General features: G+C 74.3%; 24 protein-coding genes and 1 pseudogene. 13 read left to right on the top strand and 12 right to left on the bottom strand.

Annotated features, from left to right (window positions below; translation table 11 throughout):
- Nucleotides 1-4: 4 nt before the first annotated feature.
- From AC07AL_RS18420 to AC07AL_RS18440, 5 genes are all read right to left on the bottom strand, one after another.
- On the bottom strand, nt 5-739 hold the full coding sequence (locus tag AC07AL_RS18420; protein WP_400807504.1) for an HAD family hydrolase: 735 nt from the start codon (nt 737-739) through the stop codon (nt 5-7).
- Between the two features lie 55 nt (nt 740-794).
- Nucleotides 795-1,880, bottom strand: coding sequence for an ABC transporter ATP-binding protein (locus AC07AL_RS18425; protein ID WP_363580531.1), 1,086 nt, complete (start codon nt 1,878-1,880; stop codon nt 795-797).
- Between the two features lie 78 nt (nt 1,881-1,958).
- Nucleotides 1,959-2,768 (bottom strand): ABC transporter permease, encoded by an 810-nt coding sequence (locus tag AC07AL_RS18430; RefSeq protein ID WP_387818562.1) that lies wholly within the window; start codon nt 2,766-2,768, stop codon nt 1,959-1,961.
- Nucleotides 2,768-3,805, bottom strand: a complete 1,038-nt coding sequence (locus AC07AL_RS18435) for an ABC transporter permease (RefSeq protein WP_400334696.1) — start codon at nt 3,803-3,805, stop codon at nt 2,768-2,770. The genes AC07AL_RS18430 and AC07AL_RS18435 overlap by 1 nt, the downstream gene beginning before the upstream one ends.
- Before the next feature lie 7 nt (nt 3,806-3,812).
- Nucleotides 3,813-4,979 (bottom strand): ABC transporter substrate-binding protein, encoded by a 1,167-nt coding sequence (locus AC07AL_RS18440; RefSeq protein WP_363618622.1) that lies wholly within the window; start codon nt 4,977-4,979, stop codon nt 3,813-3,815.
- Between the two features lie 369 nt (nt 4,980-5,348).
- Between AC07AL_RS18440 and AC07AL_RS18445 the strand changes: the two genes are divergently transcribed.
- Entirely contained in the window at nt 5,349-6,128 is a 780-nt protein-coding gene (locus tag AC07AL_RS18445; RefSeq protein WP_363580537.1) for a GntR family transcriptional regulator, read from the top strand.
- Nucleotides 6,129-6,176: 48 nt separating this feature from the next.
- Here AC07AL_RS18445 and AC07AL_RS18450 read toward each other — a convergent pair whose 3' ends face one another.
- From AC07AL_RS18450 to AC07AL_RS18460, 3 genes and pseudogenes are all read right to left on the bottom strand, one after another.
- Nucleotides 6,177-6,734 (bottom strand): phosphonate degradation HD-domain oxygenase, encoded by a 558-nt coding sequence (locus tag AC07AL_RS18450; protein WP_478317813.1) that lies wholly within the window; start codon nt 6,732-6,734, stop codon nt 6,177-6,179.
- Nucleotides 6,729-7,763, bottom strand: a pseudogene (tmpA, locus tag AC07AL_RS18455) (2-trimethylaminoethylphosphonate dioxygenase); the annotation flags it as partial. The pseudogene tmpA and the gene AC07AL_RS18450, both read right to left, overlap by 6 nt.
- A 431-nt stretch (nt 7,764-8,194) precedes the next feature.
- Complete coding sequence (locus AC07AL_RS18460) at nt 8,195-9,280, bottom strand: pyridoxal-phosphate-dependent aminotransferase family protein (RefSeq protein WP_363580541.1); 1,086 nt, start codon at nt 9,278-9,280, stop codon at nt 8,195-8,197.
- A 97-nt stretch (nt 9,281-9,377) separates the two neighbouring features.
- On the opposite strand from AC07AL_RS18460, the gene AC07AL_RS18465 reads away from it, so the two are divergent.
- The 7 genes from AC07AL_RS18465 (at nt 9,378) to AC07AL_RS18495 (ending at nt 16,417) form a co-directional block, all read left to right on the top strand.
- Nucleotides 9,378-10,469, top strand: a complete 1,092-nt coding sequence (locus AC07AL_RS18465; RefSeq protein ID WP_063349565.1) for an amidohydrolase family protein — start codon at nt 9,378-9,380, stop codon at nt 10,467-10,469.
- A gap of 104 nt (nt 10,470-10,573) precedes the next feature.
- On the top strand, nt 10,574-11,251 hold the full coding sequence (locus AC07AL_RS18470; protein ID WP_400807513.1) for a uracil-DNA glycosylase: 678 nt from the start codon (nt 10,574-10,576) through the stop codon (nt 11,249-11,251).
- 184 nt (nt 11,252-11,435) lie between these two features.
- Nucleotides 11,436-12,491: an SCO1860 family LAETG-anchored protein gene (locus AC07AL_RS18475; RefSeq protein ID WP_478317806.1), complete on the top strand. Its 1,056-nt coding sequence runs from the start codon at nt 11,436-11,438 to the stop codon at nt 12,489-12,491.
- 220 nt (nt 12,492-12,711) lie between these two features.
- Nucleotides 12,712-13,734: a glutamine synthetase gene (gene glnII / locus AC07AL_RS18480; RefSeq protein WP_363580549.1), complete on the top strand. Its 1,023-nt coding sequence runs from the start codon at nt 12,712-12,714 to the stop codon at nt 13,732-13,734.
- Nucleotides 13,735-13,951: 217 nt separating this feature from the next.
- Nucleotides 13,952-15,049, top strand: a complete 1,098-nt coding sequence (locus AC07AL_RS18485) for an LLM class flavin-dependent oxidoreductase (protein WP_400807519.1) — start codon at nt 13,952-13,954, stop codon at nt 15,047-15,049.
- Between the two features lie 49 nt (nt 15,050-15,098).
- A complete protein-coding gene (locus AC07AL_RS18490) occupies nt 15,099-15,629 on the top strand; it encodes a hypothetical protein (protein WP_400807522.1) in 531 nt (176 codons plus the stop codon).
- Entirely contained in the window at nt 15,626-16,417 is a 792-nt protein-coding gene (locus AC07AL_RS18495; RefSeq protein WP_363580555.1) for an MOSC domain-containing protein, read from the top strand. Before AC07AL_RS18490 ends, AC07AL_RS18495 begins: the two co-directional genes overlap by 4 nt.
- A gap of 47 nt (nt 16,418-16,464) precedes the next feature.
- Here AC07AL_RS18495 and cobC read toward each other — a convergent pair whose 3' ends face one another.
- Nucleotides 16,465-17,511 (bottom strand): Rv2231c family histidinol phosphate aminotransferase CobC, encoded by a 1,047-nt coding sequence (cobC, locus tag AC07AL_RS18500; protein WP_400807523.1) that lies wholly within the window; start codon nt 17,509-17,511, stop codon nt 16,465-16,467.
- Nucleotides 17,508-18,884: a cobalamin biosynthesis protein gene (locus AC07AL_RS18505; protein ID WP_400807526.1), complete on the bottom strand. Its 1,377-nt coding sequence runs from the start codon at nt 18,882-18,884 to the stop codon at nt 17,508-17,510. The genes cobC and AC07AL_RS18505 overlap by 4 nt, the downstream gene beginning before the upstream one ends.
- 243 nt (nt 18,885-19,127) lie before the next feature.
- On the opposite strand from AC07AL_RS18505, the gene AC07AL_RS18510 reads away from it, so the two are divergent.
- From AC07AL_RS18510 to AC07AL_RS18530, 5 genes are all read left to right on the top strand, one after another.
- Complete coding sequence (locus AC07AL_RS18510) at nt 19,128-20,075, top strand: alkaline phosphatase family protein (protein WP_400807528.1); 948 nt, start codon at nt 19,128-19,130, stop codon at nt 20,073-20,075.
- Nucleotides 20,076-20,080: 5 nt separating this feature from the next.
- Complete coding sequence (locus AC07AL_RS18515) at nt 20,081-21,409, top strand: MFS transporter (protein WP_400986488.1); 1,329 nt, start codon at nt 20,081-20,083, stop codon at nt 21,407-21,409.
- Entirely contained in the window at nt 21,406-22,440 is a 1,035-nt protein-coding gene (locus tag AC07AL_RS18520) for a TolB-like translocation protein (RefSeq protein WP_063349576.1), read from the top strand. Before AC07AL_RS18515 ends, AC07AL_RS18520 begins: the two co-directional genes overlap by 4 nt.
- Nucleotides 22,441-22,506: 66 nt before the next feature.
- Nucleotides 22,507-23,289 carry a hypothetical protein gene (locus AC07AL_RS18525; protein ID WP_478317807.1) on the top strand — a complete coding sequence of 261 codons (783 nt, stop codon included), beginning with the start codon at nt 22,507-22,509 and terminating at the stop codon, nt 23,287-23,289.
- Nucleotides 23,290-23,499: 210 nt separating this feature from the next.
- A complete protein-coding gene (locus AC07AL_RS18530) occupies nt 23,500-23,973 on the top strand; it encodes a hypothetical protein (RefSeq protein ID WP_363627922.1) in 474 nt (157 codons plus the stop codon).
- Nucleotides 23,974-23,996: 23 nt separating this feature from the next.
- Here AC07AL_RS18530 and AC07AL_RS18535 read toward each other — a convergent pair whose 3' ends face one another.
- Both AC07AL_RS18535 and cobO read right to left on the bottom strand, forming a co-directional pair.
- The gene (locus AC07AL_RS18535; protein ID WP_478317814.1) at nt 23,997-25,385 is read right to left on the bottom strand and encodes a cobyrinate a,c-diamide synthase; all 1,389 of its coding nucleotides are present in this window, start codon (nt 25,383-25,385) and stop codon (nt 23,997-23,999) included.
- Between the two features lie 25 nt (nt 25,386-25,410).
- Nucleotides 25,411-26,016, bottom strand: coding sequence for a cob(I)yrinic acid a,c-diamide adenosyltransferase (gene cobO, locus AC07AL_RS18540; protein WP_363580571.1), 606 nt, complete (start codon nt 26,014-26,016; stop codon nt 25,411-25,413).
- Nucleotides 26,017-26,018: the final 2 nt, after the last annotated feature.

Raw genomic sequence — 26,018 nt, forward strand, 5'->3', positions numbered from 1 at the left:
CCGGTCAAACGGCCCGGGCGGCGCCGAGCTTCCCCAGCAGGGCGAGGTCGGCCTGTTCCAGGCTGGCGAGCAGGGTGATCCGGCCGCCGTCGGGCATCGGCGTCGCGGTGGACGGCACGGCGAGCACGGCGCAGCCGGCCGCGGCGGCGGAGGCGACTCCGGTCGGGGTGTCCTCGACGGCGACGCAGGTGGCCGGGTCCAGGCCGAGCCGTTCGGCGGCGGCGAGGTACGGGTCCGGTGCGGGCTTGGTGCGCGGGGTGTCCTCGGCGGCCAGGGTGACGGCGAACCAGTCCCGGCCGATGGCGGCGAGGACCAGGTCGACGACCTGGCGCGGGGAGGCGGAGACCAGCGCGGTGGGCACCCGCGCGTCCCGCAGGGAGGCCAGCAGGGCGAGCGCGCCGGGGCGCGGGACGGTCTCGGCGGCGACCTTGGCGGCGAAGGACTCGCCGAGCCGGGCGGCGAGTTCGGCCTCGGTGAGGGTGGTGCCGCTGACCCTGTGCAGGTGGGCGGCGGTGTGCTCGACGGCCTGGCCGAGCACTTCGGGGGCGTCCTGGTCGGTGAGCGCGTGGTGGAGCTCGTCGGCGAGTTCGGCGGCGGCCTGCCACCAGAGCTGCTCGGTGTCGACCAGGGTGCCGTCCATGTCGAACAGGACGGCGGCGGGGCGGGGAGCTTCGGTCGTCGAGGGGCCGGGCGTCGGGGAGGAGGGCGTCGGGGAGGATGGCGTCAGGGCTTCAGGCATGGCGGTACCTTCGGTGGTTCATCAGATGGTGCTACGCAGATGGGGTTCGAGGCTCTCAGACGGTGCGGCGGTCCACCAGCACCGGACGCTCCGGCAGCAGGAGCTCGGCGCGCGAGCCGGCCGGCAGCGCGGCGGCGGCCTCGGTCGGCAGGTCGGCCTTGACCTCGGTGCCGTCGTCGAGGCGGACGGTGAGCCGGGTGACGGCGCCCAGGAAGGACGCGGTGATCACCAGGGCCGGGCCGGCCTCGGACGGGGTCAGGGTGACGTTCTCCGGGCGGACCAGCACCTGGAGTTCGCCGTCGGCGGGCAGGTCGCCGTCCACCGCGTGCCGGCGGCCGAGCACCTCGACGCCGTCGGACGTGCGGGTGCACGGGATGCGGCTCATGGTGCCGACGAACTCGGCGACGAACGCGGTGGCCGGGCGGCCGTACAGCTCGGACGGGGTGGCGCACTGCTCCAGCCGGCCCGCGCGCAGCACCGCGACCCGGTCGGCCATCGACAGCGCCTCCTCCTGGTCGTGGGTGACGAACAGGGTGGTGATCCCCAGTTCCTGCTGGAGCCGGCGGATCTCCTCGCGCAGCTGGAGGCGGACCTTGGCGTCCAGCGCGGACAGCGGCTCGTCGAGCAGCAGCACGCGCGGCTGCAGGGCGAGCGCCCGGGCGAGCGCGATGCGCTGCTGCTGGCCGCCGGACATCTGGTGCGGGTAGTGCTCGGCGCGGTGCGGCAGCCCGACCAGCTCCAGCAGCTCCTGGGCGCGCTTGCGGCGCTCGGCCTTGCCGGCGCCGCGCATCCGCAGCCCGAAGGCGACGTTGTCCAGCGCGGTCAGGTGCGGGAAGAGGCTGTACGACTGGAACACCATGCCCGCGTCGCGCTTGTGGGCGGGGATCGCGGTGATGTCCTGCCCGTCGACCAGGACCTCGCCGGAGTCGTGCTGCTCGAAGCCGGCCAGGATGCGCAGCGCGGTGGTCTTGCCGCAGCCGGACGGGCCGAGCAGGGCGAGCAGTTCGCCCGGGTGGACGGTCAGGTCCAGGCCGTCGAGGGCGGTGGTGGCGCCGAACGAGCGGCGCAGCGAGCGGAACTCGACGGTGGCGCCGCCGGGGGCGAGCGCGACACCGGTGACGGGGGCGGAAACCGTGGTCATGGCTGGTAACTCCTGGAAAGCGTGGGGTGGTTCAGGACCGTGCGGCCGGAGCGCGGGATGGCCGTGCGGCGGGGCGCCTCAGGCCCGCGCGCCCTTGCGGCCGCGGCCGGCGGCGGACATCAGCAGCAGGACGAGCCAGACGATCAGCAGGCTGAGCATCGAGACGGCGACGGACATCTGGCCGTCGCTCTTGCCGTTGGAGTTGATCCACACCGAGAAGGGGGCGAAGCCGAGGATGGAGGCGGTGGTGAACTCGCCGAGCACCAGGGCGACGGTGAGGACGGCCGCGTTCAGCAGCGCGCTGCGCAGGTTCGGCAGGACGACGGTGAACACCGCGCGCAGCCAGCCGGCCCCGCAGTTGCGGGCGGCCTCGACCAGGGTGGCGACGTCCACGCCGCGCAGCCCGGCGTCCAGCGCCCGGTAGGCGAACGGCAGCGCCATCAGCACGTAGGCGATGACCAGGACGATCGGGAACTTCGGGTCCTGGATGGCCACGATGGTCTGGAACAGCGGGGTGTCCTGGAGGTAGTCCGGGCCCCAGCGCAGCACGCCGATGATGCCGGTGGTGAGCGCGACCACGGGGACGACCAGCGGCATCGAGCACATCACCTCGATCACCGGGCGCAGCTTCGGCGCACCGAGCCGGGCGGCGAGCATCGCCGGGACCAGCAGGAGCAGCAGCACCGCCACCGTGACGCCGGCCAGCTCCAGGCTCAGCACCAGGCTGTCCAGGAAGCCGGGCGCGTTCAGCAGCTCGGTGTAGGCCCGGAAGGTGGTGCCGCCCTTGTTGTCGTCGACGCTGAAGATCACCGAGGAGGCCAGCGGTACGGCGAAGTAGACGCCGCAGAGCAGCAGGACGAGGCCGCGGCCGAAACGGATGCGATTGATCAGGCGAGCCACTTGGCACTCCGGCGCTGAAGGGGCAGGTACACGGCCATCACCAGGCAGGCGACCACGATCATGTCGAGGCCGAGGGCGAGGGCGAGGTTGCCCTGGCCGACCAGGACGTTGCCGGACAGCGCGTCGCCGATCTGCATCGAGATGAGCGGCACCGAACTGCCCACCATGGCCTCGGCGGTGGCGTACGCGGCGAAGGAGGCGCCGAACAGCAGCACGAAGCCGCCGAGCAGCGAGGGCACCAGGACCGGCAGGGCCACGTGCCGCCAGTACTGCACGACGGTGGCGCCGTTGTTGTACGCGGCCTCGCGCCACTGGGTGCGCAGGCCCTCCAGGGCCGGGGTGATGGTGATGACCATCAGCGGCACCAGGAAGTACAGGTAGACCACGGAGAGGCCGGTGAAGGTGTAGAGGTTCCAGCCGTGGCTGGTGAGGCCGAACTTCTTGGTGACCTCGCCGGCGTTGCCGAGGGTGGCGACGAACATGAAGGCGAGCGGCACGCCGCCGAAGTTGGCGAGCACGCCGGAGGCGGAGAGCACCGCCTCGCGGAACACCCGGAACCGGGAGGTGGCCACGGCCTGGGCCAGCGGCAGGCCGACCACGGCGGCGATCAGCGCGGTCAGCAGGGAGAGCTTGACGCTGCCCCACAGGGCGGTCCAGTAGGCGCCCTGCAGCGAGCCGGTGAGGTTGTCGGTGGTGAAGGTGCCGCCGCCGTCGGGGGCGTCGGGCGAGGTGGTGAACGCGCCGATGGCGATCGCGACGGCGGGCAGGCCGAAGCCGACCAGGAAGAACAGGAGCAGGGGGAGGGCGGCCATCCAGGCACGACCGCGGCCGGCCCGGGGCTTGCCGGGGCGGGGGGCCCTGGCGGTCTCGGTGCTCTTGGCCGCGGCGGTCTCGGCCGCGGTGTCGGTGGCCTCGGCCGTGGTGGCGTCGGCGGTGGCGGGGGTGGTTGCTGCGGGGCCGGGGGCGCCCCCGCCGCTCTGGGCGGCGGAGGCGGGGGCCGGCACCGGGGTGGGAGCCGTGGTCATCGTCAGGTCAGCCCGCGATCGCCTTGGCCCAGTTCTCGGTCACGGTCTTCTTGGCCGTGTCCGTCTGCTCCTGGGTCGGGAAGGTGGTGAAGGGCTTCTCGACCGGCGGGAGCTTCGCGGCGCCCGCGGCGTCCAGGGTGCCGGCCGTCTTCATGGCGTCGAACAGGGCCGGGGTGGCGTAGCCGCCCAGGAAGCCGTTCTGGCCCTCGGCGCTGTACAGGTACTCCTCCCACAGGCGGGCGGCGGCCGGGTGCGGCGCGTCCTTGTTGATCGCCTGGTTGTAGTACTGCGCGTAGGAGCCGTCCGAGGGGATGGCCACCTGCCAGTCGATGCCCTTGCTCCTGAACTTGTCGGCGTAGCCGGCGTTCAGGTACGACCAGTCGATGCTGATCGGGGTCTCGCCCTTCTCGATGGTCGCCGGGGTGACCTCGACCGGGTTGAAGTTGCCGGCCTGCTTGACCTTGGCGAAGAAGTCGATGCCGGGCTGGATGTTGTCCAGCGAGCCGCCGTTGGCGAGCGCGGCCGCGTAGACGGCGCCGAACGCGGCACCGGCCTTGGTCGGGTTGCCGTTCAGGGCGACCATGCCCTTGTACTCGGGCTTCAGCAGGTCGGCGAAGGTCTTCGGGCAGGCGGACACCTTCTTGGCGTCGCACGCGATCGACATGTAGCCGCCGTAGTCGTTGTAGTGCAGGCCGTCGGCGTTCTTCATGGTGGCCGGGATCTTGTCGAAGTCGGTGACCTTGTACGGGGCCAGCAGGCCCTGCTTGGCGGCGCTGAGCGCGAAGGCCGAGCCGAGGTCGACGACGTCGGGGGCGCGGTCCTGGCCCTTGCGGGAGGTGATCGCGTTGATCTCGTCCTGGCTGGCGCCGTCGGGGTTCTCGTCCTCGATCTCGATGCCGTACTTCGCCTTGAAGTCGTCCATCAGCTTGCCGTAGTTCGCCCAGTCGCGAGGCAGCGTGATGACGTGCAGCTTCCCCTCCTTCTTGGCGGCGGCGATCAGGCCGTCCATCCCGCCGAAGTCGGCGACCGAGGTGGCGGTCTTGGCGCTCTTGCCGCCCGCGGCGTCGCCGGACTTCGCGGTGGAGGAGCCGGCGGAGCCGCAGGCGGTGAGGGACAGCGCGGCGGCGGTCAGGACCGCTGCGAAGGCGGCGGAACGGGCGCGGTGCACGGACACGGGTCAGTCTCCTGATCGGGTGTACTGCAAGGGGGTGAGCTGCGGTGGGGTTGTCTGATCGGGGGATCGTGCGAGTGGCCGTTCGGAGCCGTTCTGAGGTGTCCGGTGCCGTTCGGAGCCGCCCGGAGCCGTTCGAGGCCGTCCGAGTTGACTAGCCAACTTCGCTGACGGAGGTAAGTACGCCGGAGTCCGATGACGGGAAGGTGAACGGACGGCCCAGAACCGGGGTCGGCTGCGGGAACGGTCGAATCCGGCCATCTGAGCGTGATCCGTTCGGTGCGATGCTTCAAAGGCGCAGCGGGATAAGGTCGGGCTGTCCGTGCCGGTACGGCTGCGCAGGACACCGCCCCAGGAGGGACATTGACTGACGTGGCACTTGAGCCCGGGCGCCCCGCCGAGCGCGCTCCCGGCGCCCTGTACCGGAAGGTCGCCGCCGACCTGCGCGAGGCCATCACCACCGGCGCGTACGGCGAGGCCGGCCGGCTGCCCGCCGAGGGCGCGCTCGCCGAGCAGTACGGCGTCTCCCGGGGCACCGTCCGCCAGGCGCTCGCCGTCCTCCGCTCCGACGGGCTGGTCACCTCCCGCCGCGGCACCCGGCGCGTCGTGCTCGGGGGCGCCCGGGTGCAGAGCTTCTCCGAACTGCTCAGCTTCACGCACTGGGCGTACTCGATGGGCGAGGAGCCCGGCGGCATCCTGGACTCGCTGGTCCGCCGCCCCGCCGACACCGCCGAACGCGAGCAACTGCGCCTGGAGCCGGGCGCCGAGGTGTACGTGACCGTCCGGCTGCGCACCCTCTCCGGCGCGCCCGTGATGGTCGAGCGGACCGTCTACCCGCCGCGGGTCGGCGAGATCGTCGCCGAGCTGCCGGCGGACGTCGTCTCGCACACCGAAGTCCTGCGCGAGCACGGCATCCTGTTCACCGACGCCGACCACACCATTGACATCGTGGCCGCCAACGCCGAGGACGCCCGGCTCCTCGGCTGCCGCCGCGGCGGCCCGCTGCTGCGCGAACGGCGGCGCACGACGGACCCGACCGGCACTCCGGTGGAGTGGTCCCAGGACCGCTACCTGCCCGGGACGGTGGCCTTCAGCATCCACAACTCGCTGGCCGCGTCGGCGCTTTCGCGGCACGCCCGGGAGGGCGACTGAGTCCGGGGCCGAGCCCGGCCATCCTCCCGGGCGTGCCGGCCGGTGCCGTCAGTGCATGAGCGCGGCGAGCAGCGGGCGGTAGTGCTCGAAGCCGGGTGTCGGCGCCCCGGCCGTCTTCGCCTGCTCGTCCCAGCGGCGGACGGCCACCGCGTCGGCGGCGCCCGGGAGTTCGGCGAACGCGGCGGCCTGCCGCTCGTCCATCGGGCCGCCCTGGACGGTGAGGGTGTACTCCGAGGCCTCGGACAACCGCTGCCGGTAGTCCGGCTCCACCGCGCACAGGTAGCGCTTGGCGGCCACGTGCAGCCGGACCGGCTCGGTCACCTCCGGGCCGAACCACCGTGCCAGCCAGTCGGCGCCGGTGTCGTTGTGCCGGTTGTCCTGACCCTCCATCAAGTCTCTACCGTGCAGTGCTCCCTGGAAGTGGCCGACGTCGTGCAGCAGCGCGGCGGCGACGAGGTGGTCCGGCGCCCCGGCCGCCTCGGCGGCAGCGGCGGCCTGGAGCATGTGCTCGGCCATGGTGACCTCCTCGCCCAGGTACTCCCCGGCGCCCTCGCCCGCGAACAGCCCGGCGATCGCGTCCAGCGCGGCGGCGCGCCGGTGCAGCACGGCGAGGGTGCTGCCCAGCGTGTCCAGGTCGGCGTAGCAGCCCTGGAGGTGGCGGTGGCCGTCCTGCTGGAAGGCCGTACGGGCGTGCAGCAGCCGGGTGTTGTCGAAGATCAGGCAGTCGCCGCGGTCGAGGCGGAAGGCGAGCTGGAGCTCGGGGCGCAGGGTGATCGCGGCGAAGCGGCGGTACGCGGCGTAGAAGGCCGTCAGTTCGGCGGAACTCCCGCGCAGGGTGCCGATCGAGCGGTTGTTGAACCGCACCTCGCGGATCCGGCCCAGGGCGTCCACCTCGATCAGCGGGCGGTCGGCGCGCAGTTCGGTGCGGCGGTCGCGGAAGACGAACGGGACGGGCGTGCGGGTGAGCGTCTCGAAGTCCGCCGGCGCCTCCTCCCGGAGGACCGCCGCCGCCCGGAACCCGTCCACGAGGCCGGAGTCGCCGCCGGTCGCGGAGTTCTCCAGGCAGTGCAGGAGCTGGAGCGTCGGCACCGGGTCCCGGTACGGGTTGTCGGTGTGCGGCGCGATCGCGACGCTGGTGAACGCCAGGTTGTTCGGATCCGGCTCGACCCGGACGTCGAACAGCTCCCCGTAGTTGGTGACCCGGACGTAGCCGAAGCTCTCGGCCACCGCGAGGACCTGCCGCTCCACCGCCGGCACCCCGCGCAGCACCGCGAAGCCGCTGCTGCGCACGGCGGTGAGGACGGCGGCCTGCTCGGCGGGGTCGGACAGGTACGCCTCCCACCGCGCCTCGGGGATCCCGCGCGCGAAGTCCGCCGCCACCCAGAGCCGCTTGCCCTCCTCCGTCCGCCCGTCACCGTCCCGCTCGGCGCCCAGCCACTCCAGCGGGTACCGCGAGCGGTGCCCGTCCGACCAGAGCACCTCCAGGCCCCCGTCGGTCTCGGTGCTCGCGGCGACCGCCAGGTCCTGCGGCAGGTCGTCGATCTGGAACAGTTTCTGCCCGTTCCGGGGGTCCCGGCACTCGGCGCACGGGCAGTTGTCGCGCAGCCAGTACGGCGGCAGCTCGGTCACGGTGGTCTCCTCCTCGGCGGCGTCTCGGGTGAAGTTGTATAGCCAACTTCACCCCTGGCCGGAGCCTGCCGGTCCCCGGTGAGATCGGTGTGCCGCGCAGATGAACGCTGCGGGAACTGTGCCGGGAGCCCATGGCCGAAACCCGCCGTGCCGTGCGCGGCCAGGCCCTGTCCGGGGGAGAGGCGGGGGGGGGGGGGGGGGGGGGGGGGGGGTGGGGGGGTGGGGGGGGGGGGGGTGGGGGGGGGGGGGGGTGGGGGGGGGGGTGGGGTGGGGGGGGGGGGGGGGGGGGGTGGGGAGGTGGGGGGAGGGAGGCCGGGGAAAACCCCCAGTGGTGTGGTGGGGCACGGGTCGGGGCGGGGGGGGGGACCGCCCCCCCCCCCCCCCCCCCCCCCCCCCCCCCCCCCTCCGCGTGCTCGGGCCTTGACGGCGCCGTGGTGTCAGCCCTGGACGGCTGCCGTCCAGGCCGCCTCCGCGGCGGCCAGGGCCGGGGCCGGGTCCGCGTCCGTCGCGGTGGCGAGGGCGGTGAGGCAGGCGTGGACGGTGGGCAGGGCGGCGGCGGGGCCGTAGTGGTTGACGCGGAGCATCGAGGCGGCGAGGGGGCCGCCGCCGGGCTGGACGGGGAGGGCGGGATCGAGGCGGGCGGCGAGCTCGGCCGCGTGCACGCCGGCCGGGGTGCGCAGGGTGGTGGCGACGGGGGCCGCGTGGGCGTCCTCGGTGACGAACGGGGCGAGGGTGCCGAGCGCGCGGGCGCCCGCGCGGGTGGCGGCGGAGGCGGCGCGGTGGCGGGCGATGACGGCGGGCAGGCCGTCGGCGGCGATCCGGTCGAGGCAGGCTCCGAGGGCCAGCATCTCCAACTGGGCGGGGGCGTGCGGGAGCACGGTGCGCCCGGCGTCCGTCCAGCGCTCCTTCCAGTCGAGCAGGGACAGGTAGGAGCGGCGCGGGGCGGCCGGGTTGGCGGCGATCCGCTCCCAGGCGCGCTGGGAGACGGAGACGGCGGAGACCCCGGCGGGGCCGCCCATGGCCTTCTGGCCGCCGATGACGCACAGGTCGACGCCCCACTCGTCGGTGAGCAGCGGCTCGGCGGCGACGGAGGCGACCGCGTCGAGCATCAGCAGGGCGCCGTGCTCGCGGACGGCGGCGGCGATCCCGGCGACGGGGTTGGTGTTGCCGGTGGCGGCCTCGGCGTGGACGAGGGAGACGAAGTCGACGGCCGGACGGGCGGCGAGGGCGTCGGCGACCTGCTGCGCGCTGACCGCGCTGTCGAAGGGGACGGCCAGGTCCACGACCTCGACCCCGCAGGAGCGCAGCCAGTTGCCGAAGGTCTGCCCGTACGGGCCGGTGACGATGTTGAGCGCGGTGGAGCCGGGGTGCGCGGCGCCGCGGATCGCGGCCTCCAGCGGCAGCAGCGCCTCACCCTGGGTGACGATGACGTCCGCGGTGGTGTGCAGCAGTGCGGCCACCTGGTCCTCGATCGCCGCGAACTCGGCGGCGCTGAGCGGGGGGAGGTCGAGGAAGGGGCTCACGGTAGCGGCCTTTCGGGCGTGGGGTGGTGGGTGCCGGAACGAGTCTGCCGCATCTTTGCTGCTTACAGGGAACACGCCCGTCGGTAGAGTGCGGGCCATGAGCGATGGCGCGGTGCTGCACGTCCGGGGTCGGGTGCTGGTCGGTCCGGAGGACGTCCGGGACGAACTCTGGGTCGTGGACGGCCGGGTGAGCTTCACCCGCCCGCCCGGCGCCGAGGACGTCCGGACGGTGACCGGCTGGGTGCTGCCCGGCCTGGTGGACGCGCACTGCCACGTCGGCCTGGACGCGCACGGCGCCGTCGACGCGGAGACCAGCGAGAAGCAGGCGCTCACCGACCGTGACGCCGGCACCCTGCTGATCCGCGACGCCGGCTCGGCCGCCGACACCCGGTGGATCGACGAGCGCGAGGACCTGCCCCGGATCATCCGCGCCGGGCGGCACATCGCCCGCACCCGCCGCTACATCCGCAACTACGCGCACGAGATCGAGCCCGGCGACCTCGCCGCGTACGTCCGCGCGGAGGCCCGGCGCGGCGACGGCTGGGTGAAGCTGGTCGGCGACTGGATCGACCGCGAGCGCGGCGACCTCGCCGCCTGCTGGCCCGGCGACGCGCTGGCCGAGGCGATCGCGGCGGCGCACGAGGAAGGCGCGCGGGTCACCGCGCACTGCTTCGCCGCCGAGTCGCTGCCGGACCTGCTGGCGGCCGGCATCGACTGCATCGAGCACGCCACCGGACTGACCGAGGAGCTGATCCCGGCCTTCGCCGAGCGCGGCGTGGCGATCGTCCCGACGCTGGTCAACATCGCCACCTTCCCGGGCCTGGCGGCCGGCGGCGAGGGCAGGTTCCCGGCCTGGGCGGCCCACATGCGGCGGCTGCACGAGCGCCGCTACGCCACCGTCGGCGCCGCGCACGACGCCGGCATCCCGGTGTTCGTCGGCACGGACGCGGGCGGCTCGCTGGCGCACGGGCTGGTCGCGGAGGAGGTGGCGGAACTGGTGAAGGCGGGGCTGAGCCCGGCGCAGGCGCTGTCGGCGGCCAGTTGGGGTGCGCGGGAGTGGCTGGGGCGGCCGGGGCTGGAGGAGGGGGAGTCGGCCGACTTCGTGGTGTACGGGGAGGACCCGCGGGCGGACGTCCGGGTGCTCGCCGACCCCCGGCTGGTGGTGCTGCGCGGCCGGCCGGTGGGGTGAGCGGGTGGCCCGTCATGGCCGGCCGCCGGGCCGGGCGGCCCCGGGCTCGTGTGCATGATCATCCGCTGAACGCGCTGTCGGTGTAGGCCGATAGGGTGGCCACCATGGCACCGCGTCCACTGAACGAGATCGTCGAGCCCGGTTGGGCCACCGCCCTGGAGCCCGTCGGCGGGCAGGTCGCCGCCATGGGCGACTTCCTGCGCGCCGAACTGGCCGCCGGCCGTACCTACCTGCCGTCCGGGCCGAACGTGCTGCGGGCCTTCCAACAGCCCTTCGCCGACGTGCGGGTGCTGATCGTCGGACAGGACCCGTACCCGACCCCGGGCCACGCCGTCGGGCTCAGCTTCTCGGTGGCGCCGGAGACCCGGCCGATCCCGGCCAGCCTGATCAACATCTTCCAGGAGTACGGCAGCGACCTCGGCCTGCCCCAGCCGTCCAACGGCGACCTCACCCCGTGGACGCGGCAGGGCGTCCTGCTGCTCAACCGCGCGCTGACCACCGCGCCGCGCAAGCCCGCCGCGCACCGGGGCAAGGGCTGGGAGGAGGTCACCGAGCAGGCGATCCGGGCGCTGGTGGCGCGCGGCGGCCCGCTGGTGGCGATCCTGTGGGGGCGCGACGCCCGCAACCTGCGGCCGCTGCTCGGAGACGTCCCGGCGATCGAGTCGGCGCACCCGAGCCCGTACTCGGCGAGCGGCGGCTTCTTCGGCTCGCGGCCGTTCAGCCGGGCGAACGAGCTGCTGGCGCGGCAGGGGGCGCAGCCGGTGGACTGGCGATTGCCGTAGCAGACCGGAGTCAGTAGCAGACGTCAATCTCACTCCAACGAGTGAAATGACGTTCTGTGTGGCTCCTGTGACGGACTGTTCGAGAAGACTGGCGGCTCACCGTTCGGAACGCCGGCCCCTCCCCGCCTGTCGCGGGTGACGTCTGGGCGCGCTCCGGATCAACAGCACCTGTGGGGGTACCGCCATGTCTTCTCGTTCCACCCGTTCCGCCGGCTCCGCCCGTTCCGTCCGTTCCGTCCGCCGAACCGCTTCCGCCGCCGCCGTGGTCGCGGCCTGCACGCTGCTCACCGTCCCGCCCGCGTGCGCCGCCCCGGCGGCCACTGCGTCGTCCTCTCCGTCGTCCGCCGCCTCGCCCGGCAAGGCGCGCGCCGTCACCGCCGAACTCGCCCTGGACGTCAGCCTGTTGAACAAGACGGTCGACGTCCCGGTGGACCTCGCGCTCAACAAGGTGGAGACGCCGGCCCAGAGCGAGGGCTCGCTCCTCACCGCCAAGGTCGACGGCGTCGACCAGCAGGGCCCGGTCACCCTGGTCAAGGCCGACATCGGCACGGCCGTGACCCGCATCGACGCCAAGGGCGCCGCCGCCTCCGTCAAGCTGGTCAACGCCGACGTGCACGCCCCCGGCCTGCCCGCCACCACGCTGATCGGCCTGGAGGCGATGAGCGCCGAGGCGACCTGCCCCGTCGACGGGCAGCCGACCGCCGACGTCGTCGCGCCCGCCAAGCTGACGGTGCTCGGCAAGCCCGTCACCATCGGCCTGTACGGGCCGACCAAGGTGGACGTGCCGCTGATCGGCAGCGTGTCGGTGGAGCTCTCCAAGAAGAGCACCACCTCGACCACCGCCGCCGCTTCCGCCCTGGAGGTCCAGGTGGAGGTGAACCCGCTGAACCTGAACGTCGCCAAGGTCACCGGCAAGATCACCGTGGCCTCGGTGAGCTGCGAGAAGCCCTCCGCGCCGGCTGCCGTCGCGACCCCGACCCAGGCCCCGACGTCGCCCGCGCCGACCGGCACCGCCGCCACCGCCCAGCCGGTCGCGGACACCACCACCCGCGCCGTCGTCCCGCAGGCCGCCACCGAGAAGCCCGGCCCGTCGGAGAAGCCGGTCGCGGGCCTCGCCGCGACCGGCGGCAGCAGCGCCACCGGCCCGCTGGCCGCGGGGGCCGCCGCCCTCGTCGCCGGCGGGGCCGGCGCCCTGTGGGCCACCCGGCGCCGCCGGGCCGCGCACGCCCGCCGGCACTGAGCCCCGGCCCCTCGCGGTGCGGGAGCGCCACCCGGGGTGCCACCTCGGCACCCCGGGTGCCACCCCGCCACTCCGGGTGTCGCCCTGGCACTCCCGCACCGTGACCGTGCCATCACGGAGGGTTGGTTCACATCCGCGTTACACGAGAGGAACAACCGGGAAACGGCGGCTTGCGACGCTACGCGGGCACCCACCACCCAGCAATGCGAGGTACACCGCCGTGGCAATCAAGGCCGAGTACATCTGGATCGACGGCACCAAGCCGACCGCGAAGCTCCGTTCCAAGACTCGGGTCCTGCCCAACGCGGACAAGATCCCGACCTGGGGTTTCGACGGCTCCTCGACCAACCAGGCGGAGGGCCACGCCTCGGACCGCGTGCTGGACCCGGTGAAGGTCGTGCCGGACCCGATCCGCGGCGGTGACAACATCCTCGTCCTGTGCGAGGTGCTGGAGACCGACGGCACCCCGCACAAGTCCAACACCCGCGCCCTGCTGCGCGAGGTCGACGAGAAGTACGCGGCCCAGGAGTCGATCTTCGGCATCGAGCAGGAGTACACCTTCTTCAAGGGCTCCCGCCCGCTCGGCTTCCCGGAGGGCGGCTTCCCGGCCCCGCAGGGCGGCTACTACTGCGGCATCGGCGCCGAGGAGGTCTTCGGCCGCGAGATCGTCGAGCTGCACCTGGACCGCTGCATCGACGCCGGCCTGGCGATCTGCGGCATCAACGCCGAGGTCATGCCCGGCCAGTGGGAGTTCCAGATCGGCCCGGTCTCCTCGCTGACCGTCTCGGACGACCTGTGGATCGCCCGCTACCTGCTGTACCGCACCGCCGAGGAGTTCGGCATCGACGCCACCCTGGACGCCAAGCCGGTCAGGGGCGACTGGAACGGCGCGGGTGCGCACACCAACTTCTCCACCAGGGCGATGCGCGAGGGCTACGACGCCATCATCACCGCCTGCGAGTCCCTCGGCGCCTCCCAGGACAAGGTGTTGGAGCACGTCAGCCAGTACGGCGACGACATCCAGTCCCGCCTGACCGGCAAGCACGAGACCGCCCCGTGGAACGTCTACAGCTACGGCGTCTCCAACCGCGGCGCCTCGGTCCGCATCCCGTGGCAGGTCGAGGTGGAGCAGAAGGGCTACATCGAGGACCGTCGCCCGAACGCCAACATCGACCCGTACGTCGTCACCCGCCTCATGATCAACACCTGCTGCGAGGCCCTGGAGAAGGCCGGCCAGGTCTGATCCGCCCCCGCTCCGCACCGGCCGCCGGTCCTCCCGTACGAGGGAGGGCCGGCGGCCGTCGTCGTCGGGCATAATCGCTCGCATGACCGCTTCCGCCCGCCGTGTCCTCGTGCGACGTCTGCACGTGGACCTGGTGCGGGTGTGCGCGGCCGCGTGTTGCCGGTGAGTGTCTCCGTCCTCATCCCGCAGGCAACCCGGCGTAGGAGTGTGTCCGTTCATGTCGCTCGTGTTCCACTGGTTCCTTCCCACCAACGGTGACAGTCGGCAGATCGTCGGGGGTGGTCACGGGTCCACGCCGGGGGTGGCGGGGGCGGACCGGCCGCCGAGCCTGGGGTACCTGGGGCAGGTCGCCCGCAGCGCGGAGCAGTTGGGGTTCGAGGGGGTGCTGACGCCGACCGGGGCGTGGTGCGAGGACGCCTGGCTGACGACGGCGATGCTGACGCAGGTGACGGAGCGGCTGAAGTACCTGGTGGCGTTCCGGCCCGGGCAGATCAGCCCGACGCTGGCCGCGCAGATGGCCGCGACGTACCAACGGCAGTCCGGCGGACGGCTGTTGCTGAACGTGGTGACCGGCGGGGAGTCCGCCGAGCAGCGCGCCTACGGGGACTTCCTGGACAAGGACGCCCGGTACGCGCGGACCGGGGAGTTCCTGGACATCGTCCGGCGGCTGTGGGCGGGCGGGACGGTCGACCACCACGGGCCCCATCTGCGGGTCGAGCGGGCCCGGCTGAACCGGCTGCCGGAGCCGGTGCCGACGGTGTACTTCGGCGGCTCGTCCCCGGCGGCCGGCGAGGTCGCGGCGCAGTCCGCGGACGTCTACCTGACCTGGGGCGAACCGCCCGCCCAGGTGCGGGAGAAGATCCGCTGGATCCGCGAACTCGCCGCCGCCCGCGGGCGGGTGGTGCGGTTCGGGATCCGGCTGCACGTGATCACCCGGGACACCGCCGCGCAGGCCTGGGCGGAGACCGAGCGGCTGCTCGCCGGAATGGACCCGGGGCTCGTGCGCCGGACCCAGCGGGCGCTCGCCGAGAGCGAGTCGGAGGGCCAGCGGCGGATGCTCGCGCTGCACGGCGGATCGGCCGAGCGGCTGGAGGTGTACCCGGGGCTGTGGGCCGGGATCGGCCTGCTGCGCGGCGGCGCCGGGACGGCCCTGGTGGGCAGCCACCGGGAGGTCGCGGACCTGATCACCGAGTACCACGAGCTGGGGATCGACGAGTTCGTGCTGTCGGGCATGCCGCACCTGGAGGAGGCGTACTGGTTCGGCGAGGGCGTGCTGCCGCTGCTGGCCGCCCGCAACCTGTGGCACCGGCCGTGAACCCGCAAACCGCTGGTCAATCCGCCGGGTCGGCCGGAGAATTCACGGCATGACGCTGCCCCTGCTCCTCCTCGACGTGGACGGACCGCTCAACCCCTACGCCGCGCCGACGACCCGGCGGCCGGAGGGGTACGACACCCACCGCCTGCTCCCGACCTGGTGGGCGGACCGGCAGGCGCACTACTCCCACGCGCGGGCGAAGCCGCTGCGGGTGTGGCTGAACCCGGCGCACGGGCCGGAACTGCTCGGCCTGCCGTACGAACTGGTGTGGGCCACCGGCTGGATGGGCGAGGCGAACACCCACATCGGCCCGAACCTCGGACTGCCCGAACTCCCCTACATCCAGTGGACGGACCTGTTCGGGGAGGACCCGGACGGCCTGCACTGGAAGACCCGGGACGTGGTCGCCTGGGCGGACGGCCGCCCGTTCGCCTGGGTGGACGACGAACTGGGCCCGCAGGACACCGCCTGGATAGCCGCCCACCACCCCGCCCCGGCACTCACGTTCCACGTCAACCCCCGAATCGGCCTGCTGGCCGCCGACTTCATGGCCCTGCGCGAATGGGCGGTCGCGGCATGAGGATCGGGACGGTCGAACGGCTGCGGCGCTACCCGGTGAAGTCGCTGCTGGGGGAGGAACTGGCGGCGGTCGGGGTGGACGGGCGCGGCCTGGAGCGGGACCGCGGCCGCGCCCTGCTCGACCTCGACACCGGGAAGGTCGCCAGCGCCAAGAACCCGCGGCTGTGGGCGGGCCTGCTCGGTTACACGGCGGCGACCACGGCGGGCGGCGTGGTGATCACCGGCCCGGACGGGCGGTGCGTGGACGAGGAGGAGCTGTCGGCGGCGCTCGGCCGCAAGGTCGCCCTGATCGCCGAGTGCCCGCCCGGGGCAACGATCGAGCGGGCCGTGCCGGAGGAGGTGCTGGCGCACGGCATCGAGGCCGAAGTCGACGTCACCGTGAACGAGTTGGGCCGGGCCGCGCCGGACGGCGGCTTCTTCGACTTCGCCCCGCTGCACCTGGTCACCACCTCGACGCTGGCCGCGACCGGCGCCGAGGCGGAGCGCTACCGGCCGAACCTGGTGATCCGCACCGAGGGCGAGGGGTACGTCGAGAACGCCTGGGTGGGGCGGGAGTTGGCGATCGGGCCGGTGCTGCGGCTGCGCGTCGTGGTGCCCACGCCGCGCTGCGCCGTCCCGACCCTGCGGCACGGCCCGCTGCCCCGGAGCACGTCCGCCCTGCGCGTCCCGGCCGAGCGGAACCGCCTGGTCCCGTTGGAGGGCATGCCCGCGCTGCCCTGCGCGGGGGTGTACGCGCAGGTGCTGGTGCCCGGCCGGGTCGCGGTGGGGGATGCGATCAGGCTGGACTGAGGAGGGGTCGGGGCGGCGGTCAGGCGGGGTCGGGGCGGTGGCGGGGGTCAGGCTGGGCCGAGGACGGCGGCGAGGGCGTCCAGGAAGCGGTCGGTGGTGGCCTCGTCCCGGACGGCGATCCGCAGCCACTCCTCGCCCAGCCCCGGGAAGGTGTCCCCGCGCCGGACGGCGAAGCCGCGCCCGCGCAGCCGCTCCCGGACGGCCGCCGCCTCCGGCAGCCGTACCAGGGCGAAGGACGCGGCCGGCTCGCCGTACACCCGAAGAGTCGGGAAGGCGGCCAGGCCCTTCAGCAAGTACGTCCGCCACAAGGCCAGTTCGGCGGCGGCTGCCTCCGCCTCGGCCAGCGCGGCCGGGCCGCTGCACGCCTCGGCGGCGGCCAGCGCGGGGGTGGAGACCGGCCAGAGCGGCTGGGCGGCGCCGAGTGCGGCGATCAGTGGCGCGGGCCCGAGGACGTAACCGATCCGCAGTCCGGCCAGGCCCCAGGTCTTGGTGAGGCTGCGCAGGACGACGACCTGGCCGGGCAGGTCCCGGGCCGGGGCGAGGGACTCGCGTTCGCCGGGCACGGTGTCCATGAACGCCTCGTCGACCACCAGGGTGCGTCCGGGGCGGGCGAGTGCGGCGACGGCGTCGGCGGGGTGCAGGACGGAGGTCGGGTTGGTGGGGTTGCCGAGGACGACCAGGTCGGCCTCCTCCGGGACGGCCCCCAGCCGGAACCCGTCCTCGGGGGACAGCAGCACCCGGTGCACCTGGTGTCCGGCGTCCCGCAGAGCCGCCTCTGGTTCGGTGAACTGCGGGTGCACGACGACGATGTGACGTGCCGTCAGGACACGGGCCAGCAGGACGAAGGCCTCCGCCGCCCCCGAGGTGAGCAGCACCTCGTCGGCCGGCCGCCGGTGCCGGGCGGCCACCGCGGCGCGGGCGGCGCCCTGGTCGGGGTAGGCGGCGAGGTCGCCGAGGGTGGCCGCGAGCCGGTCGCGCAGCCAGGCCGGGGGTGTGCCGGTGCGGACGTTGACGGCGAGGTCGACCAGGCCGGACCCGTCGGCGCGCACCTCGGCGTCGCCGTGGTGGCGCAGGTCGGGTTCGGGGGCGGTCACGCGGGGTCTCCTTGCGGGTGGGCGGGCACATCGGGGGCGAGCGGATGAAGGGGCAGCCCCGGGACGCGGTGGACGTCGTACGGGCCCGGCGGCACGCTCAGTGCCGCGCCGTCGCCGAGGGCGACCAGTGCGACGGCGTGCCCGTGCGCGGCCAGGTCAACAGCCAGGTCAACGGCCGCGTCGGCGGCCAGGTCGACGGCCGCCCCGACGGCCGCCCCGGCGCCGTCGTCCGTCGCGATCCGCCTGGTCCCGGGCCGCAGCAGCTCGGCGACCGCCTCGACCGCGCCCGACGCGCCCACGACCGCCGACGCGCGCCGCAGTTCCGCCAGCGCGCGCGGCACCAGCAGGTCGTGCGCGCCGGGCCCGAGCCCGACGACGGCGAGGCGTCCGCGGACCGCCGCCCGGGCGATCGCGACCGTCGCCGCGGCGGACTTCCGTTTGGTGGCGACGAGTTCGCCGCCCGGGGCGCTCGCCAGGGCGGCCGCCTCGGCGACGCTCGCGGTGCCGACGGCGGCGCCGACCAGGTCGGACGGGTTCGGCACCGCCACCGCGGCCAGGGCCGCCGCCGGGTGCTCGTCCACCGGCACCCCGCCGAGGCAGAACGCGGCCCAGCGCACCTCCGGGTGGTCCGCCTTGCCGGCCACCGTCGCCAGCCGGGCGATCGAGGCGCGGGCCAGGCCGTGTTCGGCCAGGGTGTCCGTGATCAGTCGCATCAGCTCGGAGTCCGTGGCGCCGCCGCCCGCGCCGACCCCGACGACCAGGGTGCGCGGGTGCACGAGGAGCACGTCCTCCTCGGGGTGGGTGCGGTCGGTGACCCGCAGGACGGGGGCGTCGGCGGGCGCGTCGGGACGGGCGGAGGACGGCAGGGCGGGCAGCGGGTGCGCCAGGTCGCTCTCCAGCCGGACCGGTCGGCCCTCGGCGAGCGCCTGCGCGGCCGCCGAGCCGCGCGGCCCGCGGGTGGACGTCGACGCGTGCCCGGCCAGATGCGCGAAGGGCGGGGCGGTGGCCGGGGGAGGGCCGCTGGCCAGGACGGCCCGGACACCGAGCAGGGCGGCGAGTTCCTCGGCCAGCTCGTCGGCGCCGCTGTCGCGCCCGGTCAGCGGGACGGCGTAGCGCAGGTTCAGGTCCAGGCTGACCAGGCCGGGCCCGCCGGGGCGCAGGTGCGAGCCGTCGATCAACAGCCGCACGGTGGCCGCGACCGGCGCGAGGCAGACCACCAGGTCGTCCCGGCCGAGGGCGTAGTCCAGGGCCTCGGTCGGACCGAAGCAGGCACTGACCACCGCGGTGTGGACGCGGGTGGTCTCGGGCCAGGCGGCGTGGATCTCGTCGGCCAGCAGGCGGCCCGTCCCGTTGAGGGCGACCAGTCCGATCACGTCCCGCTCCTTCACCCAAAGCCCCGCGATCCCCGCGCACGAGCATCCGCGATCCCGCCACAAGGGCCCCCGTGATCCCACCACGCCCGGTCGGAACGGGTCAATCGGGGCGGTTGTGACGTGGACCGCCGACGGGCGGCAGCTGTTCGTCTGTTCTTCACTTGTCTTGTGCGGTACACGACACGGCGCGATCCTACTGTTCTCGGCGCTCCAACCAGGCAGCCCCGACGCACGGAGGACCCGATGGCCTTCGCACGACTCCGCACCCCCGGAACCACGTCCCCCCGCCGCCCCTCCCGCCGCCCGCTCCGCCGCCCGCTCCGCCGGCCCCTCACCGCCCTCGCCGCCGGGCTCGGCCTCGTCGGCGGCTCGCTCGGCCTGTGGGCCGCCGGCGGCAGCGCGGCCGCCGACACCACGGGCGGGCTGCCCTCGCCCGACCACGTGATCGTCGTGATGATGGAGAACCACGCCTACTCGCAGGTCATCGGCAGCAGCTCCAGCGCGCCGTACATCAACAACACGCTGGTCGCCGGCGGTGCCGCGCTCACCCAGTCCTTCGCGCTCACCCACCCCAGCCAGCCCAACTACTACATGCTGTTCTCCGGCAGCGCGCAGGGCGTCACCGACGACAGCTGCGTCGACGTCGGCGCCCTCCAGCAGCCCAACCTGGGCTCCGAACTGCTCGCCGCCGGCCGGACCTGGGCCAGCTACAACGAGGGCCTGCCCGCCCAGGGCGCCACCGACTGCCGCGTCGACAACTACGCGCAGAAGCACAACCCGTGGTTCGGCTTCGGCAACGTGCCCGCCTCCAGCGCCTACGGCATGGACGCCTTCCCGACCGACTACACCACCCTGCCCAAGGTCTCCTTCGTCATCCCGGACCTGTGCAACGACATGCACGACTGTTCCGTCGGCACCGGTGACGCCTGGCTGCAGACCAACCTCGCCGCCTACGCGGACTGGGCCAAGAGCCACAACAGCCTGCTCGTGGTCACCTTCGACGAGGACAACCGCCTCGCCGGCAACCGCATCCCGACCGTCGTCTACGGCGCCCACGTCACCCCCGGCAGCAGCACCGGCACCACCTACAACCACTACAACGTGCTGCGCACCCTGGAGGACCTCGCCGGGCTGACCACCCACGCGGGCAACGCCGCCAACGCCACCGACATCACCGGCATCTGGAACTGACGCCCGTGTACGTCGCGGACTCCCGCAGCTCCAAGGCCCCCGCCGCCCCGGCCTCCGCAACGGAGCCGCCGGGGCGGCGGGGCGCCGCCCTGCGCGCCGTACCCGGGACGGTGCTCGCCCTCGGCGCCGTCAGCCTGGTCACCGACATCTCCTCCGAGATGGTCACCGCCGTCCTGCCGCTCTACCTGCTCACCGGCCTCGGCCTCTCCCCGCTCGGGTTCGGGCTGCTGGACGGCATCCAGAACGGGTTCAGCGCACTCGTGCGCCTCGCCGGGGGCCACCTCGCCGACCGCCGCGGCCGTGACGGCGCCGCCCGCCACAAGGCCGTCGCGGCCGTCGGCTACGGCCTGTCCGCGCTCTGCAAACCGCTGCTGCTGCTCGTCCACACCGTGCCGCTGATCGGCGCCGTGATCGCCGTCGACCGCACCGGCAAGGGCCTGCGCACCGCGCCCCGGGACGCGATGATCTCGCTCTCCACCGAACCCGCCCACCGCGGACGGGCGTTCGGCGTGCACCGGGCGATGGACACCGCCGGGGCCCTGCTCGGCCCGCTCACCGCCTTCCTCGTGCTGCGCCTGGCGGGCGGGCCGATGCTCGCCGACGGGGGAGAGCGGCACGGCTACAACGCGGTGTTCACGGTCAGCGCGTGCGTCGCCGCCCTCGGCGTGCTGGTCCTGCTGCTGTTCGTGCCGAACCGGCCGTCTACTGACGAACCGTCAACTACTGCTCCCGCGCTGCGCGACAGCCTCACCCTGCTGCGGCTGCCCGGGCTGCGACGGCTCACGCTCTGCGCCGTCCTGCTCGGACTCACCACCGTCAGCGACTCCTTCCTCTACCTCCTCGTCCAGCGCCGGCTCGGCCTCTCCGTCGACCTGTTCCCGCTGCTGCCGCTCGGCACCGCCGCCGCCTTCCTGCTGCTCGCCGTCCCGCTCGGCGCCCTCGCCGACCGGATCGGCCGCCGCCGGCTCTTCCTCGGCGGGCACGTGCTGCTGCTGCTCGCGTACGGGCTGCTGCTCTCGCCGGCCGGCGGCCCGGCGGTGGCCGTCTGCGTCCTCGTGCTGCACGGCGCCTTCTACGCGGCCACCGACGGCGTGCTCGCCGCCGCCGCGGCCGACGCCGTCCCGGCCGGGCAGCGCGGCGCCGGGCTGGCCCTGGTCGGCACCGGGCAGGCGCTCGCCCGGTTCGCCTGCTCGCTGCTGTTCGGCGCGCTGTGGAGCGCGGTCGGCGGCACCGGCGCGCTGGGCTGGTCGGCGGGGGCGCTCGCGCTCTGCGTGCTCGGCGCGGCCGCCGTCCTGCGTGAACCCGCCACCACCACCGTCGAGGAGAGCCCGTGAACCGACTCCAGAACCGGACCAGGGTGATCATCCTCCTGGTCGCCGTCCTGCTGCTCGGCGCCGTCGGCACCGGGGCCGTCCTCCACGCCGCCGACCGCACCGCCCGGCGCGACCAGGCCCAGCCCGGCGGCCCCGCCGTCACCGAGGGCGCCGTCACCCTGCAGAAGCCCTCCGAGGGGCGGAAGCTGGTCTTCCGCAACATGGCCTGGGGCCCGCACCGCGACGAACTCACCGCCGTCCCCGCCGACCGCCCGGACGGTCCGCGCACCGCCTCCGGCGTCCAGTGCCTGCGCTTCTACGCCGCCGCCGGCACCGGCATCTGCCTCCAGGCCCAGCACGGCGCCCTGGAGGACACCTACCGCGCCGTCGTCCTCGACGACCACCTGCGCGAACGGCGCTCCTACCCGGCGGCCGGCATCCCCACCCGCTCCCGGGTCTCCCCGTCCGGGCACCTCGCCGCCTGGACGGTCTTCGTCAGCGGCGACTCCTACGCGGGCACCGACTTCTCCACCCGCACCTCCATCGTCGACGTCCGCGACTGGAATCTCCGGGACAACCTGGAGACCTTCGACGTGATCAAGGACGGCCACCCCTACCAGGCCCACGACATCAACATCTGGGGCGTGACCTTCGCCGACGACAACACCTTCTACGCGACCCTCGCCACCGGCGGCCACACCCACCTCGTCCGCGGCGACCTCGCCGCCCACACCCTCACCACCCTGCACGAGAACGTCGAGTGCCCCTCGCTCTCCCCGGACGGCACCCGCATCGCGTACAAGAAGCGCGTCCCCGGCCTGTCCCCCGACGCCCCCTGGCGCCTGTACGTCCTCGACCTCGCCACCATGACCGAGACGGCCACCGCCGAACAGCGCAACATCGACGACCAGGCCGTCTGGTCGGACACCGGTACCCTCCTCTACGCTCTGCCCGGCGACTACGGCGCCGACCTGTGGACCGTCCCCGCCGACGGCGGCGGCGCCCCCCGGCGGGTCACCCAGGCCGCGGTCGCCCCCGCCTACCTGGGCTGAGGAACTCTCGGCTACGGTCCCTCGTCGAGCACAATGACGTCCTGATCGAACGGGGGAACGACAATCGTGGACGGCATCCCGCCCGAGCGCGCGGTCACCGACTCCTGGCCGGCCCTGCACGGCCGCCCCGTCCTGCGGCGCACCGTCGCCGTCGGACTGGTCCTCTGCGTGTCCGTCGTGGCCGCCCTCGTGGTGCGCGGCGTCAACTCGCTCACCGCCGGCCGCGTCGGCCGCGAGACCGACCGCGACCGCGCCGAACTCCTCGCCGGCCTCCACCCCTCCCAGCACCCCGGTGTCGGCCGCTCCTACGTCCCCGTCGGCGCCGTCTACACCCACACCCCCGACGGCGCCCCCATCGCCTACCTGCACTACCGCGTCGCGGGCAAGGACGTCGGCCTCGGCGACTTCCTCCGCGCCTACGACCTCCCGGCCCCCGGCCCCACCGCACCCCTCCCGGCCGACCTCACCGCCGCCCTCGGCGGCGACGGCCCGGCCGAGGCCCCCGAACTCCTCCCGGACCCTGAGCCCACCCCCGACGCCACCACCGCGGACCCGGCGCCCCCGGCGCCCGCGGCACCCCCTGGCCTCCAGGCCGCCGACCCCGACGCCGAACCGGACGCCGACGCCGACCCCACCCCGGACCTCGACGACGAAACCCCCGAGCCCACCCCCTCCGTCACCCTCCCCCTGACCCCGACCCCAACGCTCACCCCGACGCCCACCCCCACTCCCTCCCTCACCCCCACCCCGCCCCCCAGCCACCCCCAGACCACCCGCCGCATCTACGTCGCCACCATCCCCGGCGCCGCCCCCGGCGCCGCCGACATCTACATCCGCGCCACCGGCTGAGCGCGCCCCCGGCGTCTGCGCCTGAACCGCCGCGCGGTCCGGCGCTTCGGCGTACGTTGGGGGGCCGGGGCGGCCCCGCGGTGACGGTCGGTCCGGACGTGCGCGGGCGGCAGCGGCAGCGGCAGGCGGCCGTAGTGGTCGGGCAGTTCGCGTGTCCGTGGCCTCCCCGGTGGCGTTAACCCGGCGGGAACCGCACCGGAGGAGGAGCCCATGAAGGACAAGACCCCCAGGGACATCGCCGTCGACGACCAGCTGCGGGCGGCAGGGGCGGAGGGCGCCCAGTGGCTCAGTGCCGCCGGGTGGGGGTCGCCGGTGACGGTCCCGGTGCAGAAGGCCGCCAGGTGGCAGCAGGAGACCAGGGCCCGGATGCTGGCGGCGCAGGCGGACGAGTCCTGCACGTGGTGCGTCCACCTGCTCAACGGCGGCCCCCAGCCCGTGGTCGTCCACGCCGAGCACCCGACCCACCTGGTCTGCCGCGCCTGCTCCATCGCCGCCCGCCCCCGCCGCGCCTGCCTGGACTGCGGCGGGCCGGCCGCCTCCGCCTCCCCGGCGGACGGCCGCGAGGACGTCTTCATGGGCCCGGTGGCGATCTACACCCGCCTCCGCTGCGCCACCTGCCACCGCGCCGACCGCCCCGACCGCCCCGACCCCCTGACCGGCACCTTCGGCAACGGCCCGTCCTGAGACGGGCAGGGCCCGAGGGGGGGTCACGGTGACGCGGGGTTCCCGGGGGTCGCCTGGTAGGTGGCTGCGGCGGAGGTGAAGGAGGTGGCCAGGGACGGGGCTCCGGCCCAGTGCAGGTGCAGGTAGGAGGCGTGGACGTGGCTGCCCGCGAAGCCCTCGGTGCGGGGGCCGGCGGGCAGGCGCCAGCCCCAGGCGGGGTGTTCGCCCGCGCCCGGTTCGCAGACCGTCCGGTGGAACTCGTGGCCGCGCACCCGGGTGCCGGTCCGGGCGAGCGGGGAGTCGTGCAGGGCGACGGCCTCCCGGTAGCCGAGGGTGAGCCGTTCGGTCATCCGGGCGCCGGTGTCCAGCACGCCGCACATCGGCAGGCCGTCCAACTCGCGTCCCAGGTAGAGGAGTCCGGCGCATTCGGCGGCGATCGGGCCGCCGCCGGCGGCGAACTCCGCGATGGCCCCGCGCAGCGCCGTGTTGCCGCTCAGCTCCCGGACGTACAGTTCGGGGAAGCCGCCGCCGATCACCAGGCCGGCCGTGCCGTCGGGCAGCGCCGAGGCGTGCAGCGGGTCGAAGGGGACGACTTCGGCGCCTGCGGCGGTGAGGAGTTCGGCGTTCTCGGCGTACGAGAAGGAGAACGCGGCGCCGCCCGCCACCGCGATCCGCGGTGTGCCGGCCACCGGGTCGACCTCGGCCGACGGGTTCCACGGTTCGGCGGTCAACTCCGGTGCCGTCCGGGCGAGTTCGAGCAGGGCGTCCAAGTCGACCGAGGCGGCGACGAGTTCACCCATGTCGGCGACGGCGCGCAGGGCCTCCGCCGAGCGCTCCACGGCCGGGATCAGCCCGAGGTGGCGGGACGGCGTGGCGACCGCCGTGGAGCGGCGCAGCGCGCCCAGCACGGGCACGCCCGAGCCTTCCTCCAGGGCCTCGCGCAGGAGGTGCTCGTGCCGATCGGAGGCGACCCGGTTGAGGATCACCCCGGCGAGGCGCACCTCCGGGTCCCAGGAGGCGAAGCCGTGCACCAGCGCGGCCACCGACCGGGACTGCGAGGAGCCGTCCACCACCAGGACCACGGGCGCCCGCAGCAGCTTGGCGACGTGCGCGGTGGAGGCCAGCTCCCCCCGCCCGGAGGCCCCGTCGAACAGGCCCATGACCCCCTCGACCACCGCGACGTCCGCCCCCGCCGCGCCGTGCAGGAAGAGCGGGGCGATCCGCTCCGGGCCGCACAGGAAGGCGTCCAGGTTGCGGCCCGGGCGCCCGGCGGCGAGCGCGTGGTAGCCCGGGTCGATGTAGTCGGGGCCGACCTTGTGCGGGGACACCGCCAGCCCGCGCGCGGTGAGCGCCGCGATCAGGCCGGTGGCGACGGTGGTCTTGCCGGCGCCCGAGGAGGGCGCGGCGATGACGAGGCGGGGGATGGCGGCCAACGGCCTGCCGGCAGTGCTCAACGGTCTACCACTCGATACCGCGCTGGCCCTTGCGGCCGGCGTCCATGGGGTGCTTGACCTTGGTCATCTCGGTGACCAGGTCGGCGAATTCGGTCAGCGGCTCGGGTGCGTACCGGCCGGTGACGACGACGTGCTGGCTGCCCGGGCGGTCCTTGAGCACCGACACGACCTCCTCCGGGTCGACCCAGCCCCAGTGCATCGGGTAGGTGAACTCGTCCAGCACGTAGAAGCGGTAGGTCTCGGCCGCCAGGTCGCGCTTGACCTGCTCCCAGCCCTCCTTGGCGGCCGCCTCGCTGTCCATCTCCATCTCGCTGGAGCGCTGGATCCACGACCAGCCGGAGCCCATCTTGTGCCAGTCGACCGTCCCGCCCTCGCCGGAGGCGCCGAGCACGCGCAGCGCGTTCTCCTCGCCGACCTTCCACTTGGCGGACTTCACGAACTGGAACACCCCGACGGGCCAGCCCTGGTTCCAGGCCCGCAGCGCCATGCCGAACGCGGCCGTGGACTTGCCCTTGCCGGGGCCGGTGTGCACGGCGGTGATCGGCTGCGTGCGGCGCTGACGGGTCGTCAGGCCATCGTCGGGGACGCTCTCGGGGACACCCTTGGGCATGT

The organism is Kitasatospora sp. NPDC043949 (assembly GCF_056435365.1).

What these genes read in the sequence shown, in the direction of transcription:
- AC07AL_RS18495 (WP_363580555.1), top strand. Translation starts at nt 15,626, where the DNA reads ATGAGGATCGGGACGGTCGAACGGCTGCGGCGCTACCCGGTGAAGTCG.
- AC07AL_RS18425 (WP_363580531.1), bottom strand. Translation starts at nt 1,880, where the DNA reads ATGACCACGGTTTCCGCCCCCGTCACCGGTGTCGCGCTCGCCCCCGGC.
- AC07AL_RS18465 (WP_063349565.1), top strand. Translation starts at nt 9,378, where the DNA reads ATGAGCGATGGCGCGGTGCTGCACGTCCGGGGTCGGGTGCTGGTCGGT.
- AC07AL_RS18475 (WP_478317806.1), top strand. Translation starts at nt 11,436, where the DNA reads ATGTCTTCTCGTTCCACCCGTTCCGCCGGCTCCGCCCGTTCCGTCCGT.
- AC07AL_RS18420 (WP_400807504.1), bottom strand. Translation starts at nt 739, where the DNA reads ATGCCTGAAGCCCTGACGCCATCCTCCCCGACGCCCTCCTCCCCGACG.
- AC07AL_RS18530 (WP_363627922.1), top strand. Translation starts at nt 23,500, where the DNA reads ATGAAGGACAAGACCCCCAGGGACATCGCCGTCGACGACCAGCTGCGG.
- cobO (WP_363580571.1), bottom strand. Translation starts at nt 26,016, where the DNA reads ATGCCCAAGGGTGTCCCCGAGAGCGTCCCCGACGATGGCCTGACGACC.
- AC07AL_RS18485 (WP_400807519.1), top strand. Translation starts at nt 13,952, where the DNA reads ATGTCGCTCGTGTTCCACTGGTTCCTTCCCACCAACGGTGACAGTCGG.
- AC07AL_RS18470 (WP_400807513.1), top strand. Translation starts at nt 10,574, where the DNA reads ATGGCACCGCGTCCACTGAACGAGATCGTCGAGCCCGGTTGGGCCACC.
- AC07AL_RS18490 (WP_400807522.1), top strand. Translation starts at nt 15,099, where the DNA reads ATGACGCTGCCCCTGCTCCTCCTCGACGTGGACGGACCGCTCAACCCC.
- AC07AL_RS18510 (WP_400807528.1), top strand. Translation starts at nt 19,128, where the DNA reads ATGGCCTTCGCACGACTCCGCACCCCCGGAACCACGTCCCCCCGCCGC.
- AC07AL_RS18435 (WP_400334696.1), bottom strand. Translation starts at nt 3,805, where the DNA reads ATGACCACGGCTCCCACCCCGGTGCCGGCCCCCGCCTCCGCCGCCCAG.